The following is a 15,484-nucleotide window of genomic DNA, read 5'->3' on the forward strand; positions in this document are numbered from 1 at the left end:
ACAGTAAATAATACTTCAAGCACCCCATAAGTATGGTGAAAAGAAATTAATCTTTAAAATTCTCTAATTTTAATGCTGTATGTGTACGCTTTCTAGTGGCTTCACACAGTTCAACATTATCATTTAATGATTGCCCATGTGAAGGAATCATTTCACGCAATTTCTTGCGATATTCGTCTGCTTTTGCACGTTCAGGAAAACATCTTTTCAGTAATTTAATCATGATAGCGACAGAAGTCGATGCTCCTGGTGAAGCTCCTAGTAAGGCTGCAATAGAACCATCTGCTGCGGATACAACTTCTGTTCCAAATTCAAGAACACCGCCATGTTTAGCATCTTTTTTGATTACTTGAACACGTTGACCAGCAACCTCAATTTTCCAGTCTTCTAATTTTGCCGTAGGCATAAACTGCTTCAAAGCATCCAATTTATCTTTTGGACTCTTCATCACCTCAGAAATCAAATATTTTGTCAAATCCATATTATCCCGACCTACGGATAACATCGGTTTAATATTCGACAACTTAATCGATGCAGGTAAATCAAAGTAAGAACCTTGTTTTAAGAATTTAGTAGAAAAACCAGCATATGGACCAAATAATAAGGCCTGCTTACCATCAATATAGCGTGTATCAAGATGTGGAACAGACATCGGAGGAGCACCGATAGATGCTTTACCATATACTTTAGCGTTATGATCTCTAATAACATCCTCATTCACACAACGTAACCACTGTCCACCAACTGGAAAACCACCATATCCTTTTGATTCGGGAATTCCAGATTTTTCTAACAGCAATAAAGAATGTCCACCAGCACCAATGAATACAAATTTAGCATTAATTGTTCTTTTCTCTCCAGTTTTCAAATCCTTAACTTCCAACTCCCAAGTGCCATTGTCATTGCGTTCAATGTCGCGGACTTCTTGTGTAAGATGTAATGTAATATTATCTTTTGCATCTAGATGTTGTACCAAATCACGCGTTAGAGCGCCAAAGTTCACATCAGTTCCTAAGATCATTTTCGTTGCCGCAATTTTATCATCAGCAGGACGACCTTTCATCATAAGTGGAATCCACTCATTCAAAACAGCTTTATCTTCGGTATATTCCATGCCTTTAAACAAGTTATTCTTGGATAGTGCATCATATCTTTTACGAAGAAAATCAATATCTTTTTCGCCAAAAACAGCACTCATATGAGGTACTGAGCGAATAAAATCTTCAGGTTTTGTTATGACCCCTTTATCAACTAAATAGGTCCAAAATTGTTTGGAAACCTCAAATTGTTCTGCAATGCTGATTGCTTTATCAATTTTTACAGAACCATCCGCTTGTTGTGGGGTATAATTCAACTCACATAATGCAGAGTGACCAGTTCCAGCATTATTCCATGCATCCGAACTCTCTGCTGCAACAACATCCAAGCGCTCTAAAATCTCTATTTTAATATCTGGGCTTAACTCATTGATAAGTGTGCCCAAAGTTGCGCTCATGATACCTGCGCCAATTAAAACGACGTCTACCTCTTTGGTATTTTTTGTTTTTTTACTCATGTCTTCGTGATTGATGCAAATTTAATATAGATTTTTATATTAACGCAATCCTTTTGTCAAAAAACTGTACTTTTTAAAATCACTTATTCAAAAATACCATACTATTATTAAGAATTCCCTAACACAGCCATTTTTATGAATAGCTGCCACATTACAAATAGTAGTATTATAATATCCTGAGGAATGTTAATTCAAATTATTATTTAGAATTAACGAATTAAATTGATCCGAGTGTTGCGATTGTAGTATACTTTTAACATTTTTGCAAGCACCCTTATTACATATAATACATAAGAATGAAACTACTTGAAGGAAAAACAGCTCTAATTACTGGAGCATCAAAAGGAATAGGAAGAAAAATTGCTGAAGTATTTGCCCAAAACGGTGCAAATGTAGCATTCACATATTTATCATCTGTGGAAAAAGGCCAAGCTTTAGAGCAAGAACTTCAGGCTTTTGGAACTACTGTAAAAGGTTATCGTTCAGATGCATCAAAATTTGATGAGGCTGAAAAACTCATCAATGATATTGTTTCAGATTTTGGAACTATTGATGTGGTTGTTAATAATGCTGGAATAACAAAAGATGGTTTGTTAATGCGTATGACTGAGGAAAACTGGGATGATGTGATCAATGTAAATTTAAAATCAGTATTCAATGTCACTAAAGCAGCTTCTAAAATCATGATGAAAAACCGTAAAGGATCTTTCATCAATATGAGTTCAGTAGTAGGTATACAAGGAAATGCTGGTCAAGCTAATTATGCAGCTTCTAAAGCTGGTATTATTGGTTTCTCTAAATCAGTGGCAAAAGAATTAGGCTCAAGAAATATTAGATCAAACGTAGTTGCTCCAGGTTTTATACGCACAGAAATGACGGATATTTTAGATCCTAAAATTGTTGCTGGTTGGGAAGCTGGTATTCCTATGAAACGTGCGGGACAAGCAGAAGATGTTGCAAATGCATGTCTATTTCTTGCATCGGACCTTTCAACATATGTCACAGGACAAGTATTGCCTGTAGATGGTGGTATGGTATAATATATATATAATACATATAAAAAGGTTCTTGATCAGCTCAAGAACCTTTTTTATTATAGAAGTTTTTATATATCTATATTTGCACTGAAATTTTAATCGTATGAACTGGAATCGGGTATTTGCTATTCAAAATGAAACAGAATTTAATGAAATTTGCTTGGAGACTTTTCATTTTCAAATGGAAAACACAAGCATTTACAGACAGTATGTGCAATATCTAAATAAGAAAATTCATACAATAGATCATTACACGAAAATTCCGTTTCTCCCAATCGAACTATTCAAATCTCAAGAAATTATAGCTGACAACTTCAGTCCTGAAATTGTATTCACAAGCTCAGGTACAACAGGAATCACCACAAGTAAGCATCTGGTGGCTAAAAAAGAAGTATATGAAGAAAGCTTTCGCACTGCTTTTGAACAATTTTATGGAAAAATAGACAACATTGCCATTTTGGCGCTACTTCCATCCTATTTAGAACGAACAGGCTCTTCATTGATCTACATGATCAATGATTTAATGCAACATAGTCAACAACCCGAAAGTGACTATTTTTTATACAATCATGAAGAACTTTATCAAACCCTTATAAAATTAAAAGCAAGAGGCACGAAAACCTTGCTATTCGGTGTGACATTTGCACTTCTTGATTTTATTGAAAAATATGAATTGACATTTCCGGAGTTAATCATTATGGAAACTGGGGGAATGAAAGGAAAACGTAAAGAAATGGTCCGTGAGGAAATTCATGATTTATTATGTAAAAGCTTTCAAGTTCCAGGAATACATTCGGAATATGGAATGACTGAATTGCTATCACAGGGCTATTCATATGGTAACGGGATATTCAGACACCCCAACTGGATGAAGATCTTAATTCGGGAAACAAATGATCCGCTAACTCTTGCTGAAAATAAAAAAACAGGCGCTATCAATGTTATTGACTTAGCAAATCGATATTCGTGTTCTTTTATTGCAACCCAAGACCTCGGAAAAATCTACGATGATGGATCTTTTGAAGTCTTAGGTCGCTTTGATCAAAGTGATATACGTGGTTGTAATCTTCTCGTTCAATAAGTTTTATTTTAAGCTGGGATCTTGAAAGGTATTTCCAGCTTGCATATCACCAGAATCATAACCTTTCTTAAACCAAGCTCGTCTTTGAGCTGAGGTACCATGTGTAAAAGAATCGGGTACCGCATAGCCTTGAGCTTGTGTTTGTAATTTATCATCTCCAACTGCTTCAGCTGCCGCCATACCATCTAAAATATCATTATAGTCAATCTCGATATCAGATAATTTATTAACATGATGTGCCCAAACTCCTGCATAAAAATCAGCTTGCAATTCGGTCATGACAGAAATTTTATTATTTTCAACTTCACTTAATTTTCCCCTCATGCTGTTTGTCTGAGGTAAAAGTCCCACTAATTGTTGTATATGATGCCCTACTTCATGTGCTATTACATAAGCCAGAGCAAACTCACCTTTAGCACCAAATTTGGTCGTCAACTCTTGATTAAAAGTTAAATCTAAATAGATTTTATGATCTCCAGGACAGTAAAAAGGTCCGTAAGATGCTTTTCCTATTCCACAACCATTGGTTTCGGTACCTCCATCATAAACAACTAAATTTGTAGGTTCATAATTTTTACCCAACTGAGTCTTAAAAAGATTTGTCCACACATCCTCAGTACTTGATAAAACGATACGCGAAAAGTCTGTTAATTTAGCCTCCTCTGCACTAATTTCCCGTGGCTGTCCAGTCTGCTCCGTCCCCGTCATATTTTGAGCCTGCTGCAATAATTGAGATGGATCTCCTCCCATTAAAAAACCAATTATTAAAACAATAATTCCACCTACACCGCCCAAAGTTAATTTTTGACCACCTGACATTCCTCTCCTATCTTCGAAGTTGTCACTTTTTTTACCTCCTTGCCATTTCATATTGATATCATTTAAGTTAGTTTCAATTAATATTAAATAAGATACACATTTTATCGTGTACAGCATCGCAAATTATATTCCAAATTATTAAGCATTTTTTGATTTGTTATGTTAACCTTTTATAATTATAAATATTCATTATGTTTGCACCTAAATCATTTGCAACTTATCCAAAATTTAAATGAAACTAGAAAATCAACTATTCGAGAGAGCGGGAAATAAATGTGAATTGAGTCAAGCAACTGATAATTTAACATTATATACATTGCCCCCTGACTTACAAGCTACAGCTGAAAACACGATTGTTGTTTGTCAGAAATGTGCCGATCAGTTAAATAAAACAACACAATTAGAAGCTGAATATTGGAAATTCCTGCCCGATACCATGTGGTCTGAAGTACCAGCAGTACAGGTAGCTGCGTGGCGCATGTTAAATCGTTTAAAAAACGAGGGGTGGGCTTCTGATGCGTTAGATATTTTGTATCTGGATGACGAAACATTAGAATGGGCAAAACAAACAGGAGATCATGAAAATGATGGATATGTCGAGTTTCATTTAGATAGTATCGGTCAACAATTATTTGAAGGGGATTCTGTAGTCCTTACGAAAACATTGGATGTAAAAGGATCATCTATCCGGGCGACTTTAGGTACAGTCGTGAAGAATATTAGACTTGTGTTCGATAATACAGAACAAATTGAAGGAAAAATCGATGGTCAGACGATTGTGATTTTAACAAAATATTTAAGAAAGCAAAACTAAAAAAATAAGGCTACAATTTGATTGTAGCCTTATTTTTTATTTCTGTTTCGGATAATCACGCATATGTGCAAATTCGTAATTTGGATGTAACTTCAAACTATCGATTAAATCACTTAACATTTTCTGTGCTTTTCTTGTCTGAAACATATCATCATGCATCAACAGAACAACGTTATTCTTCGAAAATGAGGTGCCGTTACGTAATCTATTATTTATCTGACGATATATAAAACTCACCGATTCGACTGGCATACCAGAAGGTTTACCCTTTTTCCATTCACAATCCCATCCCATAGAACGGTAACCATTTTGATATAATAAATCGGCCGTACTTGAACCACTTTGCATATCAATACGTTTACGATCTGCAAAGTACCAAATATTACGTCCTGGTAGACGGACAATCTTATGTTTAAGATTCAGTTCTTTTTCATTTTTATCAAAGTCCTCATACGCTGATTCTGCGTTGCTATAAAAATAAGTAAACTTATTATTTGCATGATTGTAACTGTGATTATAACAATCCACCAGCGGATTGTTCATATAACGTTCATAATATTTATGCAAACCCTTACTCATTCGGTCATGCTTTCCAATTAAAAAAGCATTAATCTTTATATTCTTAGCTGTAGCTATTGAATCAATAAATTGACTACCATTTAAAGGTCCATCATCAAAAGTCAAATAAATATAACGAGGAGACACAGAGTCGGTTAATAATTTCGCCGTATCAACTTCATGATGAAGAATACTCTTTTTACCCTTTACAGCAATTGTATCCTTTTTAATCTCTTTCTCGACAGTATCTTTATTTAAATCATCGATATCATCTATACTATCAACAGTTCCAATAGTAACCGAATCTGTCTTTTTACTCCCACCTTCATTGCACGATTGTAATGCAAGAGATGTTACCGATAATAATCCAAGGAACAACCCCAGATTGAATGCTTTCTTCATGTTATAATTCACTATTAACCCTACACATAAACCACTAAAGCTGCTATTTGATAGCTAATGATTTAAACGATGTAAAAGTAAGATTAAATTTAACAGAAATCCAATTTTATGAAACCTTTTTTCTTTTGGAATAAAAACATTTTTTCATCAAATGAGTCATATTATACTATTTGATCAAAGAAAATGCTTTCAAACCTTCATTTAAATAAGCTAGATAAGTAGTAGCATCATAATCAGCACCTTTTGGTTTAACCAAAACCTGACGGTTTGCAGGATTCATAAGCACATAAAAAGGTTGTGAATTGGATTCAAACTGACTCGATTGTAAATAACTCCACTTACTTCCAATTGTCTTCAACAATTTTCCCGAATTCGTTTTTTGTTGATCTTCAATAGCAAGCTCAGTGCGGTCATCAACATAAAGTTGGATGATAACCACATGATCTGTTAAAAAAGAGCGAACTTGAGGATCTGTCCAAACATTTGCTTCCATTTTTCTACAATTCACACAAGCATGGCCTGTAAAATCAAGCATAACCATTTTATGATGGGTTTTAGCATATTGTAAACCCTCCTCATAATCAAAAAACACATTTAAGCCAAGCGGTGCATGAAATAAATCTGAATATTTGCGTTTAGAAACGTCTGTTACATCCGATCCACTAATCAATGAGCCTTGATTTAAATCAAAGTCCTGCGTACTTTGTGGTGGTAAAAAAGCAGATATTGATTTTAAAGGAGCACCCCATAATCCAGGAATCATGTATACCGTAAATGATAGTACAATAATAGCTATGAAAGTACGGATTACTGACAAATGTGGCAGATTACTGTCATGAGAAAATTTGATTTTTCCAAGTAAATACAGTCCCATTAAACCAAATATAACAATCCATAAAGACAAAAAGACTTCACGGTCGAACCAGTTCCAGTGATAAGCTAAATCAACATTAGAAAGAAATTTCAATGCAAATGCCAATTCTAAAAATCCTAAAACAACTTTAACACTGTTAAGCCAACCACCTGATTTAGGCATGGCTTTCATAGCACTAGGAAATAATGCAAAAAGAGCAAAAGGTATAGCTAATGCAAAAGAAAATCCAAACATACCTACAGCCGGACCTAGCAAAGCTCCACTTGTAGCTGCCTGTACCAATAAAGTTCCGATAATAGGTCCAGTACAAGAAAAAGATACTAAAGCTAAAGTTGCTGCCATAAAGAATATACCAGCCCATCCGCCTTTATCAGATTTTGCATCCATCTTATTTACCCATGAACTTGGCAGATTAATTTCAAATGCACCCAAAAAAGAAGCCCCAAAAGCAACCAGCATCAAGAAAAAGAAAAAATTAAAGATACCGTTCGTTGATAATGCATTAAGGGCATCCGAACCAAAAATCATCGTTACCGCTAAACCAAGCACAACATAAATAACTATGATTGAAATACCATAAAACAAAGCACGAATAAAAGATTGCGATTTATTTTGATTTCCTTTTGTGAAGAAACTGACTGTGAGCGGTAACATGGGGAAAATACAAGGCATTAATAAGGCAGTAAAACCGCCTAATAATCCTGCTAAAAATATTCCAAGCAGAGATTCACTACTTGCATGCTCTTCTGTTGTGATTACAGCCGTAGTTTTCTTAAGATTCTGTGCAGTATCAATACCTGCAGAATCAATCGAAGTTTCAGAAATACCACCATCAACGAACTCCAGTTCGTCCATCTTTAGTAAAGTATCTGCCTCCTGAGCGTGCGCAAAAGCTGGAAGAAGAACTATTAAAAGTAATAATTTTATGATAAAACTTTTCATAAATAATTAAATTATAATGCCGAGTGACAGGTTACAAATTGGTTAAACCTAATTACAATGGGAGAAATCCCATTGTAATAGATTCTATTTAAAATAAACATAGTGCCTAATATGCGATTAGGCTGAAACAAACTTTATATCGATTCAGTATTAAAAAGAGATTTTGCTAACCTACTGATAGGTTTAAATCCAGTGAAAGAGAGATCTGTTGAAATATATCCAGCTGCTGCAGGTTGTTCTCTTACTAAATCTGTACTCAAATATTTCTTATTATCGTCGCATAATAAGGTGACAACAACAGCTTCTTCCCCTAATTGCTCTTTTAATTTAATTGCTCCAATCACATTCGCTCCTGAAGAAATTCCTACAGCTAAGCCCAATTCTTTTGCTAATTTTTGGGCCATTATAATAGAATCACCATCTGAAGCAGAAACGATCTCATCCAACTCGTCCATTTTCACAATAGCCGGAATAAACTCATCAGAAATACCCTGAATACGATGCGAGCCAACCTTATATCCAGTGGACATCGTTGGACTTTCAGCGGGTTCCAAAGGATGAATCTTTACACGAGGATTTAAGCTACGAAGATGACGGCCTACTCCCATAACCGTTCCTCCTGTGCCTACACCAGCAACAAAAGCATCTGCAACTAAACCTTGTGAGGCTAACTGTAAACCAATTTCACGACCAGTCGTTAATTCATGAGCTTCGGCATTGAATTGATTTTCAAACTGTCTGGGCAAAAAGACCCCTCCTTGCTGCGCTAGTTTCTCACTTAATTCAATACTCCCCAAAAAACCACCTTCTTCTTTACTAACCAACTGAATATCTGCGCCCATACTTTTTATAATATCGATGCGTTCTTTACTCAACCAATTGGGCATAATAATTTTCACTTGATGTCCTAAAGCTTTACCAATAGCAGAAAAAGAAATACCTGTATTACCGCTAGTAGCTTCTATAATAACATCGTCAGGCTGAATTTGACAATTCATGTAAGCTTTATACATAATATATAGCGCCATACGGTCTTTGATACTCCCTGTAAGATTATAATTTTCGCATTTCACATAAATCCTCCCAGCTTTCCCTTTATATGAGTATTGCAGCTCCAGCATAGGCGTGTTTCCTACTAAACACCATAAATGTTTAAACCTACTATCAAGCTCGGGTGACAAACATTTACTAAACATCAATTCGTTATTCATGATTTATTATTTTAAACAATATCAGTCCACAATCATTCGAAGACCTAACATTATCAGCAAAATTGACATAAAACAAAATAATATTCACTACATAATGATTAAATCAGTAAATTTTATCTAAATAATGATATATTTAAGAAATATTACAGAATCAACCAATTCATTACATTCATATCAATAAAAAATACAAAATGATGCTTGATGAAACCGACACCAAACTATTAAGAATTTTACAGCATGACGCTACACTTAGCAATAAGGAACTAGCATTTAGATTACATAAATCTATCGCCGCTATACATGAGCGTGTAAAAAAACTGAAACAACAAGGCTATATTAAAAAAACTGTTGCTATTCTTGACCGGCAAAAAATAAACATGGGTCTCATATCTTTTTCACAGGTATTCTTAAAAGCACATACAGCCGAGGTTTTAAATGAATTTGAAAAAGAAGTTGCTAAATTTCCGGAAGTTATGGAATGTTATCAGATGGCTGGATCCTATGATTTTATGCTTCGAATAGCAACTAAAGATATGCAGGCCTATCACGAATTTTTACGATACCGCTTAGCCGTACTCCCACATGTGAACACCGTACAAACCTATTTTGTTCTATCGGAAACTAAAAGTGAAACAGCTTATCCGATTTAAAAAAAGAGTTTTAATTAAAAAAAGGGAGAAAACTACAGCTTCCTCCCTTTCAATTAACATATAAAAAACTATTCACTATCTTCTTCCATGTCCCTCACCTCTTTCTGAGTGACGATCGTGGCCTCTTTTATCATTTTTCTTGTCAGATTTTCTATGCTCCGATCGATCTCTATGATTTTCATGTCGCTCGACACGATGATTATCATAACGGTCATTGTGACGTGGACGATCATAATTACTTCTATGGTCTCTTATACTTACCTGATTTCTGCGATGAGCGTAATGACCATAATCTCTTCTATACCGATCGTGATGTCTCCATGGATCTCTATCATTGACAACTACTTTATAGGTATTATAAAAATTAAAGTTACGGTATCGACTAGGCAAGCTTCTACTGGTAACCCATCTTCTACCATGATAATGCGTATACCGACGATTGATTACATCATAATATACATTAATTTCTGGAATATAGTAATACCTTACGTAATCATACCCCACTGGGCCCCAAGAAGGTTGATTACCAATGTTAATACTCACATTAACTTGTGCAGTAGCAGGTTTAACAAAAAACAAACCGCCAACTAAAACCGTCAAGTAAACTAATTTTTTCATACCTGCTCCTCCCTTTATTTATGTTTTTCAATTATTTATAGGTAGGACTCTATTTTTTATAATAAGATTAATGAAAGGTTGTTAATATTTGTTAATAACGTTAAAATAAACTCAATATCAACTTGTTAAAATATCAATTTAACAAGTTTAGTCCAGCTAAGAAATTCCTAAATATTTATATAAACACGATTCATTTAAAAAGAAAAAATCATTATTTACTTTTGTCCTATATTTAAATCTTAATACGTTGACAAAACAAAATACAATATGCCATTGTGGCAATTCACTTCCTTATGAAAATTGTTGCAAAATAATTCATTTAGACCAAAAAGAAGCTAAAACTGCAGAACAATTAATGCGTGCAAGATATAGCGCATTTGTTGTTCAAGATATTGATTTTTTATATACAAGCTTTCATTCTGAAACTCGTAAGTTGCAAAACAAAATAGAAATTGCAAGATGGGCAAAGGAATCAAAATGGATGCAGCTCCGCATTTTATTTAGTAATTCCAATATTGTCGAATTTGAGGCACATTACTTGGATTCGGAGCTGAATTTACAGATTCATCATGAAAGATCCACTTTCAAACAAGTGGATGGAATCTGGTATTATGTCGATGGTAAGTTTATTTCATAAAAAAGGGATCTTATACTTGTTATAAGATCCCTTTTCTGGCTTTTAAAAGATATAGCACTATCCCTCTAATTCCGGTTGGCCATGATCATCTCTATATGGAGCCTCTTCGTCAAACTCCCCCTCCCATTTAGCAACAACAACTGTAGCTAAACAATTTCCGATCACATTGACCGAAGTTCTGGCCATATCCATCAACTCGTCAATTCCTAATATAGCCGCAATCACAAATGTTGGTAAACCAAATTGATCTGCAGTAGCAATTAATATAATTAATGATGCTCTGGGAACTGCGGCAACCCCTTTAGAAGTAATCATTAATGTAAATGCGATCATTAACTGCTCTCCAAAAGTCAAATGTATTCCAGCCGCTTGAGCAACAAATATCGCTGCCAAAGATAGATACAATGACGTTCCGTCCAAATTGAAACTATATCCTGTAGGAATAACAAAAGACACAATCTTACGAGGTACTCCAAATTTTTCCATAGCAGACATAGCCTTGGGCAAAGCTGCATCAGAACTTGTCGTCGCAAATGCAATAGAAACAGGTTCTTTAATCGCATTAATAAACTTTAATACAGGGATTTTCAGATAAAGTGCAACAGGCAACAATACAAAAGTTAGGAAACCTAATAATGCTAAATACAAAGTTGCTAACAACATGAATAGATTTTTCAGAATATCTACTCCCAAATGACCAACTGTAAAAGCCATTGCGGCACCAACTCCGATTGGAGCAAAATACATGATTAAGTTCGTAAACTTAAACATTGTTTCTGAAAGGCTTTCCGTAAAATCAACCAATGGTTTTCTTTTCTTTTCATCAACCATTGCTAATCCAATACCAAAAAGAACTGAAAACACCACGATCTGTAAAACTTGATTGTCATACACTGCTTTTACAATATTTTCGGGAAAAAGATCTCTAAAAAATGCCATAAACTTATAGACAGGATGAACATGATCTGGTAAAGTTTCTAAAATCTGTGCGTCATTACTTATTTGCGTTTTTGGCAGTTCTTCATGAGGCATATGTGCAACATCAACACCAACCCCAGCTTTAGTCAGATTTATAGCCCCAAGACCAATAAAAATAGCGCAAGTCGTAGCACAAAAGAAATACAGCATAGACTTCCAGGCCATACGACCAACCTGTTTCAAATCAGAATGACCAGCAATACCATAAACTAACGTTGCAAACAAGATCGGTCCTACGATCGTCTTCACCAACTTAATGAAACCTTTACTTAGCGGTTGCAATGATATGGCAATATTTGGAAAATCTAAACCCACAAAAATACCCAAGATCATACAGGTCAAAATCCAAGTTGTTAGATTCTTCCGAACAAGAGCATTAACAATCAACACAGTAGCAACAATCCATCTTACTGCCATTAAAAATGATGGAGAAAAATTGACCCAACTAAATTCGTAACATATCGCAATAAGTGCAGCAATTGTCACCGAAACAAGGGTAATTAGCCCCATTTTTGATTTATACATCGGCAAACTTTTTATAAGGTAAAGTACAAAAATAAAAAAATACTAGGCTTTCACAAATATTAATATGGCGGATTATAATAACAGCAAATTTATTGGATACTTGAGGACATAAAAAAAGGTAGAATATGTTCATATTCTACCTTTTTCAAAATTTTATTTTAAAAGCGATGCTTTTATTCAGCGTGTAACCAGGCTTTCTTTGCTAATAGCTCCTCTTCAGATTCACGAACCTCTTCGTCATCTACACAGCAGTCTACTGGACAAACAGCTGCACATTGTGGTTCATCATGAAAACCAACACACTCTGTACACTTGTCCGAAACAATGTAATATACTTCATCTGATACAGCAGCTTGAGAATCGTCAGCATCTAACGTTACTCCATCTCCAAAATCAATAACTCCATCTAATGCCGTCCCATCTGAGAATTTCCAACTCACTCCAGCGTCATATATTGCATTATTTGGGCACTCCGGTTCACAAGCACCACAGTTAATACACTCGTCTGTAATTTTAATCGCCATTTATAACCTCAAAATTATGATAAAAAACTATTTTTGTACTATCATTTATACAATCAAATCATTTTACACGTTTAAATTAAGAGTAACTTGGTTTCGCTGATTGTATTAATAACACAAATATAATACAAATTTGTGTATACACGTTTATTAATTTTTACATTTTGACAAAGAAACAACGATTAGAAGGTTTTGCAAAACTTGCGAACTTGTTCATTAATGATCATGCAGAGCTGCAACATTTAGTTGCAACTGCTCATCATAAAAATGCATGGTATACCGCAGAACACGTTAATAAAGCCTTTACTTCTTGGAAAGCAAATTTAGACCTTGAGCTATTAGAAAATTGGTTATCGCCATATCCTGATATTGAAAGTGACAAAACTGTAGGTTTAGTCTTAGCGGGCAATATACCTCTTGTAGGGTTTCATGATATATTATGCGTATTGGTCGCTGGTTTTAAAGCACAAATTAAGGTTTCTTCAGACGATGCTCTTCTAACAACCTATGTGATTCAGAAATTGATAGAAGTTGAACCAAGATTTAAAGATCGCGTGCAACTAGTGGATAGATTAACTGATTTTGATTTAGTGATTGCTACGGGTTCTGACAATTCTTCGCGCTACTTTGAACATTACTTTGGAAAAAAACCACATATTATTAGAAAAAACAGAAACAGCATTGCCATCATTACAGGTGAAGAATCGCACGAGCAACTAAAAGCTTTAGGCCATGATATCTTTGATTATTACGGTCTGGGATGTCGTTCTGTATCTAAAATATTTATCCCAAAAAATTATGACATAAGTCATTTCTATGAAGGAATTGAATCTTTTAAAGATGTGAACACACATTATAAATACAATAATAATTACGATTATAACAAATCCATTTATTTAATAAATGGTGACAAGCATTATGATAATGGGTTTTTATTATTAAAACAAGATGACAAAATAGCATCACCCTTAGCTGTAGTTTATTTTGAAGAGTATGATAACTTAGACAATCTTTCTCAGCACTTAAACACCTTATCAGACCGGTTACAATGTGTTACATCAGAAGCACCTTTAACGATCAAAACACCAGCTTTTAAATTCGGTGCCGGACAAAATCCTGCTTTAGATGATTATGCTGATGGAGTCAATACACTAGAATTTTTATTTGCAAACCAGTAAGCATAGCCTTATATTCGTGGAAGGATTTTTTGAAATAAAAAGTACTAACTTTGTAAATAGATGTATATAATCAAAGTAAAAGGAGTTGCCAAAATCCCTGACTATGTTCAATTAAGAGATGATTCATTCACTCTTTTAGCATATTTTAGGGTTGATCGCCCCGACAAATCTTTGGACAAAATTGGTCTCGGAGACAAGTCAGCGTACATTATGCAAATGGTAAAGGATTTGCCATTTGGACAAATAAAAAAATTAGAATTATAGTTCAATGTCTGGAAATACAGTAATCACATTAAAAAGCGTCGATATCTACCAACAAAAACATTTGGTCTTATCGAATGTGAATTTGAATATCAATAAAGGCGAATTTCTTTACCTCATTGGTCAATCAGGAAGTGGAAAAAGTAGTTTGCTAAAAATAATCTATGGCGATTTATATATTGGTAACGGAGAAGGACTAATTGCAGGTTTTGATTTAAAAAAACTGCATGAAAATGATGTCCCCTACCTGAGACGTAAGTTAGGAATCGTTTTCCAAGATTTTCATTTATTATCAGATCGCTCTGTAGAGAAAAATTTAGAATTTGCACTTAGAGCCACCGGCTGGAAAGATAAAACGCAAATTGAACACAGAATGCTCGATGTGCTCGAAAAAGTAGGACTTCGCTCGAAATTAAAAAAAATGCCTCATGAACTTTCAGGAGGAGAACAGCAACGTATTGTTATTGCACGGGCACTCCTTAATAATCCGGAAATTATATTGGCCGATGAGCCAACAGGAAACCTTGACCCTGCTACTTCTGAAGAAATTGTATTGCTTTTACGGGATATCGCTTCTTCTGGAACAGCAGTTTTAATGGCAACTCATGATTACCAAATAATCCGTAATATGCCTGCACGCATCATCAAAACCGCTGATGGGGTATTGCTAGATCAAGTAGAAATATAACTGTCAATACTGACAGAAATCCTGATCATCCGACATTTTGTTAGTCCATTCTCCCGGTTACTGACAAGCTGTCGGATTTTTTCATTTTGGCAACAACTTTGACTGTAATTAGATTTTAGAGAAAGAACATTAGTT

Annotated in this window: 16 protein-coding genes; 8 read left to right on the forward strand and 8 right to left on the reverse strand. The window is 34.7% G+C overall.

Going from position 1 to position 15,484, the window contains the following annotated elements:
• Positions 1-46: 46 nt before the first annotated feature.
• Entirely contained in the window at positions 47-1,555 is a 1,509-nt protein-coding gene (locus tag ACFS6I_RS02220; RefSeq protein WP_132845402.1) for a malate:quinone oxidoreductase, read from the reverse strand.
• Positions 1,556-1,851: 296 nt separating this feature from the next.
• Here ACFS6I_RS02220 and fabG point away from each other — a divergent pair, with 296 nt between their 5' ends.
• The gene (gene fabG / locus ACFS6I_RS02225) at positions 1,852-2,595 is read left to right on the forward strand and encodes a 3-oxoacyl-[acyl-carrier-protein] reductase (RefSeq protein WP_132772767.1); all 744 of its coding nucleotides are present in this window, start codon (positions 1,852-1,854) and stop codon (positions 2,593-2,595) included.
• Positions 2,596-2,695: 100 nt separating this feature from the next.
• Positions 2,696-3,673: a LuxE/PaaK family acyltransferase gene (locus tag ACFS6I_RS02230; protein WP_183914989.1), complete on the forward strand. Its 978-nt coding sequence runs from the start codon at positions 2,696-2,698 to the stop codon at positions 3,671-3,673.
• Between the two features lie 3 nt (positions 3,674-3,676).
• Here ACFS6I_RS02230 and ypfJ read toward each other — a convergent pair whose 3' ends face one another.
• A complete protein-coding gene (gene ypfJ, locus ACFS6I_RS02235) occupies positions 3,677-4,543 on the reverse strand; it encodes a KPN_02809 family neutral zinc metallopeptidase (RefSeq protein ID WP_168125881.1) in 867 nt (288 codons plus the stop codon).
• Between the two features lie 181 nt (positions 4,544-4,724).
• Here ypfJ and ACFS6I_RS02240 point away from each other — a divergent pair, with 181 nt between their 5' ends.
• A complete protein-coding gene (locus ACFS6I_RS02240; RefSeq protein WP_380917896.1) occupies positions 4,725-5,306 on the forward strand; it encodes a PhnA domain-containing protein in 582 nt (193 codons plus the stop codon).
• A gap of 36 nt (positions 5,307-5,342) precedes the next feature.
• Here the strand turns inward: ACFS6I_RS02240 and ACFS6I_RS02245 are convergent, their stop codons facing one another.
• The 3 genes from ACFS6I_RS02245 to ACFS6I_RS02255 form a co-directional block, all read right to left on the reverse strand.
• A complete protein-coding gene (locus tag ACFS6I_RS02245) occupies positions 5,343-6,266 on the reverse strand; it encodes a polysaccharide deacetylase family protein (RefSeq protein WP_132772798.1) in 924 nt (307 codons plus the stop codon).
• A 166-nt stretch (positions 6,267-6,432) separates the two neighbouring features.
• Entirely contained in the window at positions 6,433-8,082 is a 1,650-nt protein-coding gene (locus tag ACFS6I_RS02250; protein WP_380917898.1) for a protein-disulfide reductase DsbD family protein, read from the reverse strand.
• A 134-nt stretch (positions 8,083-8,216) separates the two neighbouring features.
• Positions 8,217-9,293: a PLP-dependent cysteine synthase family protein gene (locus tag ACFS6I_RS02255; protein ID WP_380917900.1), complete on the reverse strand. Its 1,077-nt coding sequence runs from the start codon at positions 9,291-9,293 to the stop codon at positions 8,217-8,219.
• A gap of 191 nt (positions 9,294-9,484) precedes the next feature.
• On the opposite strand from ACFS6I_RS02255, the gene ACFS6I_RS02260 reads away from it, so the two are divergent.
• Positions 9,485-9,943 (forward strand): Lrp/AsnC family transcriptional regulator, encoded by a 459-nt coding sequence (locus tag ACFS6I_RS02260; protein ID WP_021190798.1) that lies wholly within the window; start codon positions 9,485-9,487, stop codon positions 9,941-9,943.
• Between the two features lie 75 nt (positions 9,944-10,018).
• Here ACFS6I_RS02260 and ACFS6I_RS02265 read toward each other — a convergent pair whose 3' ends face one another.
• Complete coding sequence (locus tag ACFS6I_RS02265; protein WP_380917902.1) at positions 10,019-10,561, reverse strand: hypothetical protein; 543 nt, start codon at positions 10,559-10,561, stop codon at positions 10,019-10,021.
• A gap of 247 nt (positions 10,562-10,808) precedes the next feature.
• Here ACFS6I_RS02265 and ACFS6I_RS02270 point away from each other — a divergent pair, with 247 nt between their 5' ends.
• Positions 10,809-11,198, forward strand: coding sequence for a YchJ family protein (locus ACFS6I_RS02270; RefSeq protein WP_380917904.1), 390 nt, complete (start codon positions 10,809-10,811; stop codon positions 11,196-11,198).
• A gap of 57 nt (positions 11,199-11,255) precedes the next feature.
• Here ACFS6I_RS02270 and ACFS6I_RS02275 read toward each other — a convergent pair whose 3' ends face one another.
• On the reverse strand, positions 11,256-12,701 hold the full coding sequence (locus ACFS6I_RS02275; RefSeq protein ID WP_380917906.1) for a dicarboxylate/amino acid:cation symporter: 1,446 nt from the start codon (positions 12,699-12,701) through the stop codon (positions 11,256-11,258).
• Between the two features lie 173 nt (positions 12,702-12,874).
• Complete coding sequence (locus ACFS6I_RS02280) at positions 12,875-13,225, reverse strand: 4Fe-4S dicluster domain-containing protein (protein ID WP_021192235.1); 351 nt, start codon at positions 13,223-13,225, stop codon at positions 12,875-12,877.
• Positions 13,226-13,386: 161 nt separating this feature from the next.
• Between ACFS6I_RS02280 and ACFS6I_RS02285 the strand changes: the two genes are divergently transcribed.
• From ACFS6I_RS02285 to ACFS6I_RS02295, 3 genes are read left to right on the forward strand one after another with little or no spacing between them, the layout of a single operon-like run.
• The gene (locus ACFS6I_RS02285; RefSeq protein ID WP_380917908.1) at positions 13,387-14,400 is read left to right on the forward strand and encodes an acyl-CoA reductase; all 1,014 of its coding nucleotides are present in this window, start codon (positions 13,387-13,389) and stop codon (positions 14,398-14,400) included.
• Positions 14,401-14,460: 60 nt separating this feature from the next.
• A complete protein-coding gene (locus ACFS6I_RS02290; RefSeq protein ID WP_168125875.1) occupies positions 14,461-14,664 on the forward strand; it encodes a fructose-6-phosphate aldolase in 204 nt (67 codons plus the stop codon).
• A gap of 4 nt (positions 14,665-14,668) precedes the next feature.
• Positions 14,669-15,349 carry a cell division ATP-binding protein FtsE gene (locus ACFS6I_RS02295; protein ID WP_021192237.1) on the forward strand — a complete coding sequence of 227 codons (681 nt, stop codon included), beginning with the start codon at positions 14,669-14,671 and terminating at the stop codon, positions 15,347-15,349.
• Positions 15,350-15,484: the final 135 nt, after the last annotated feature.

This window comes from Sphingobacterium anhuiense (assembly GCF_042686355.1).
In the GTDB taxonomy this organism is placed as follows: domain Bacteria; phylum Bacteroidota; class Bacteroidia; order Sphingobacteriales; family Sphingobacteriaceae; genus Sphingobacterium; species Sphingobacterium anhuiense.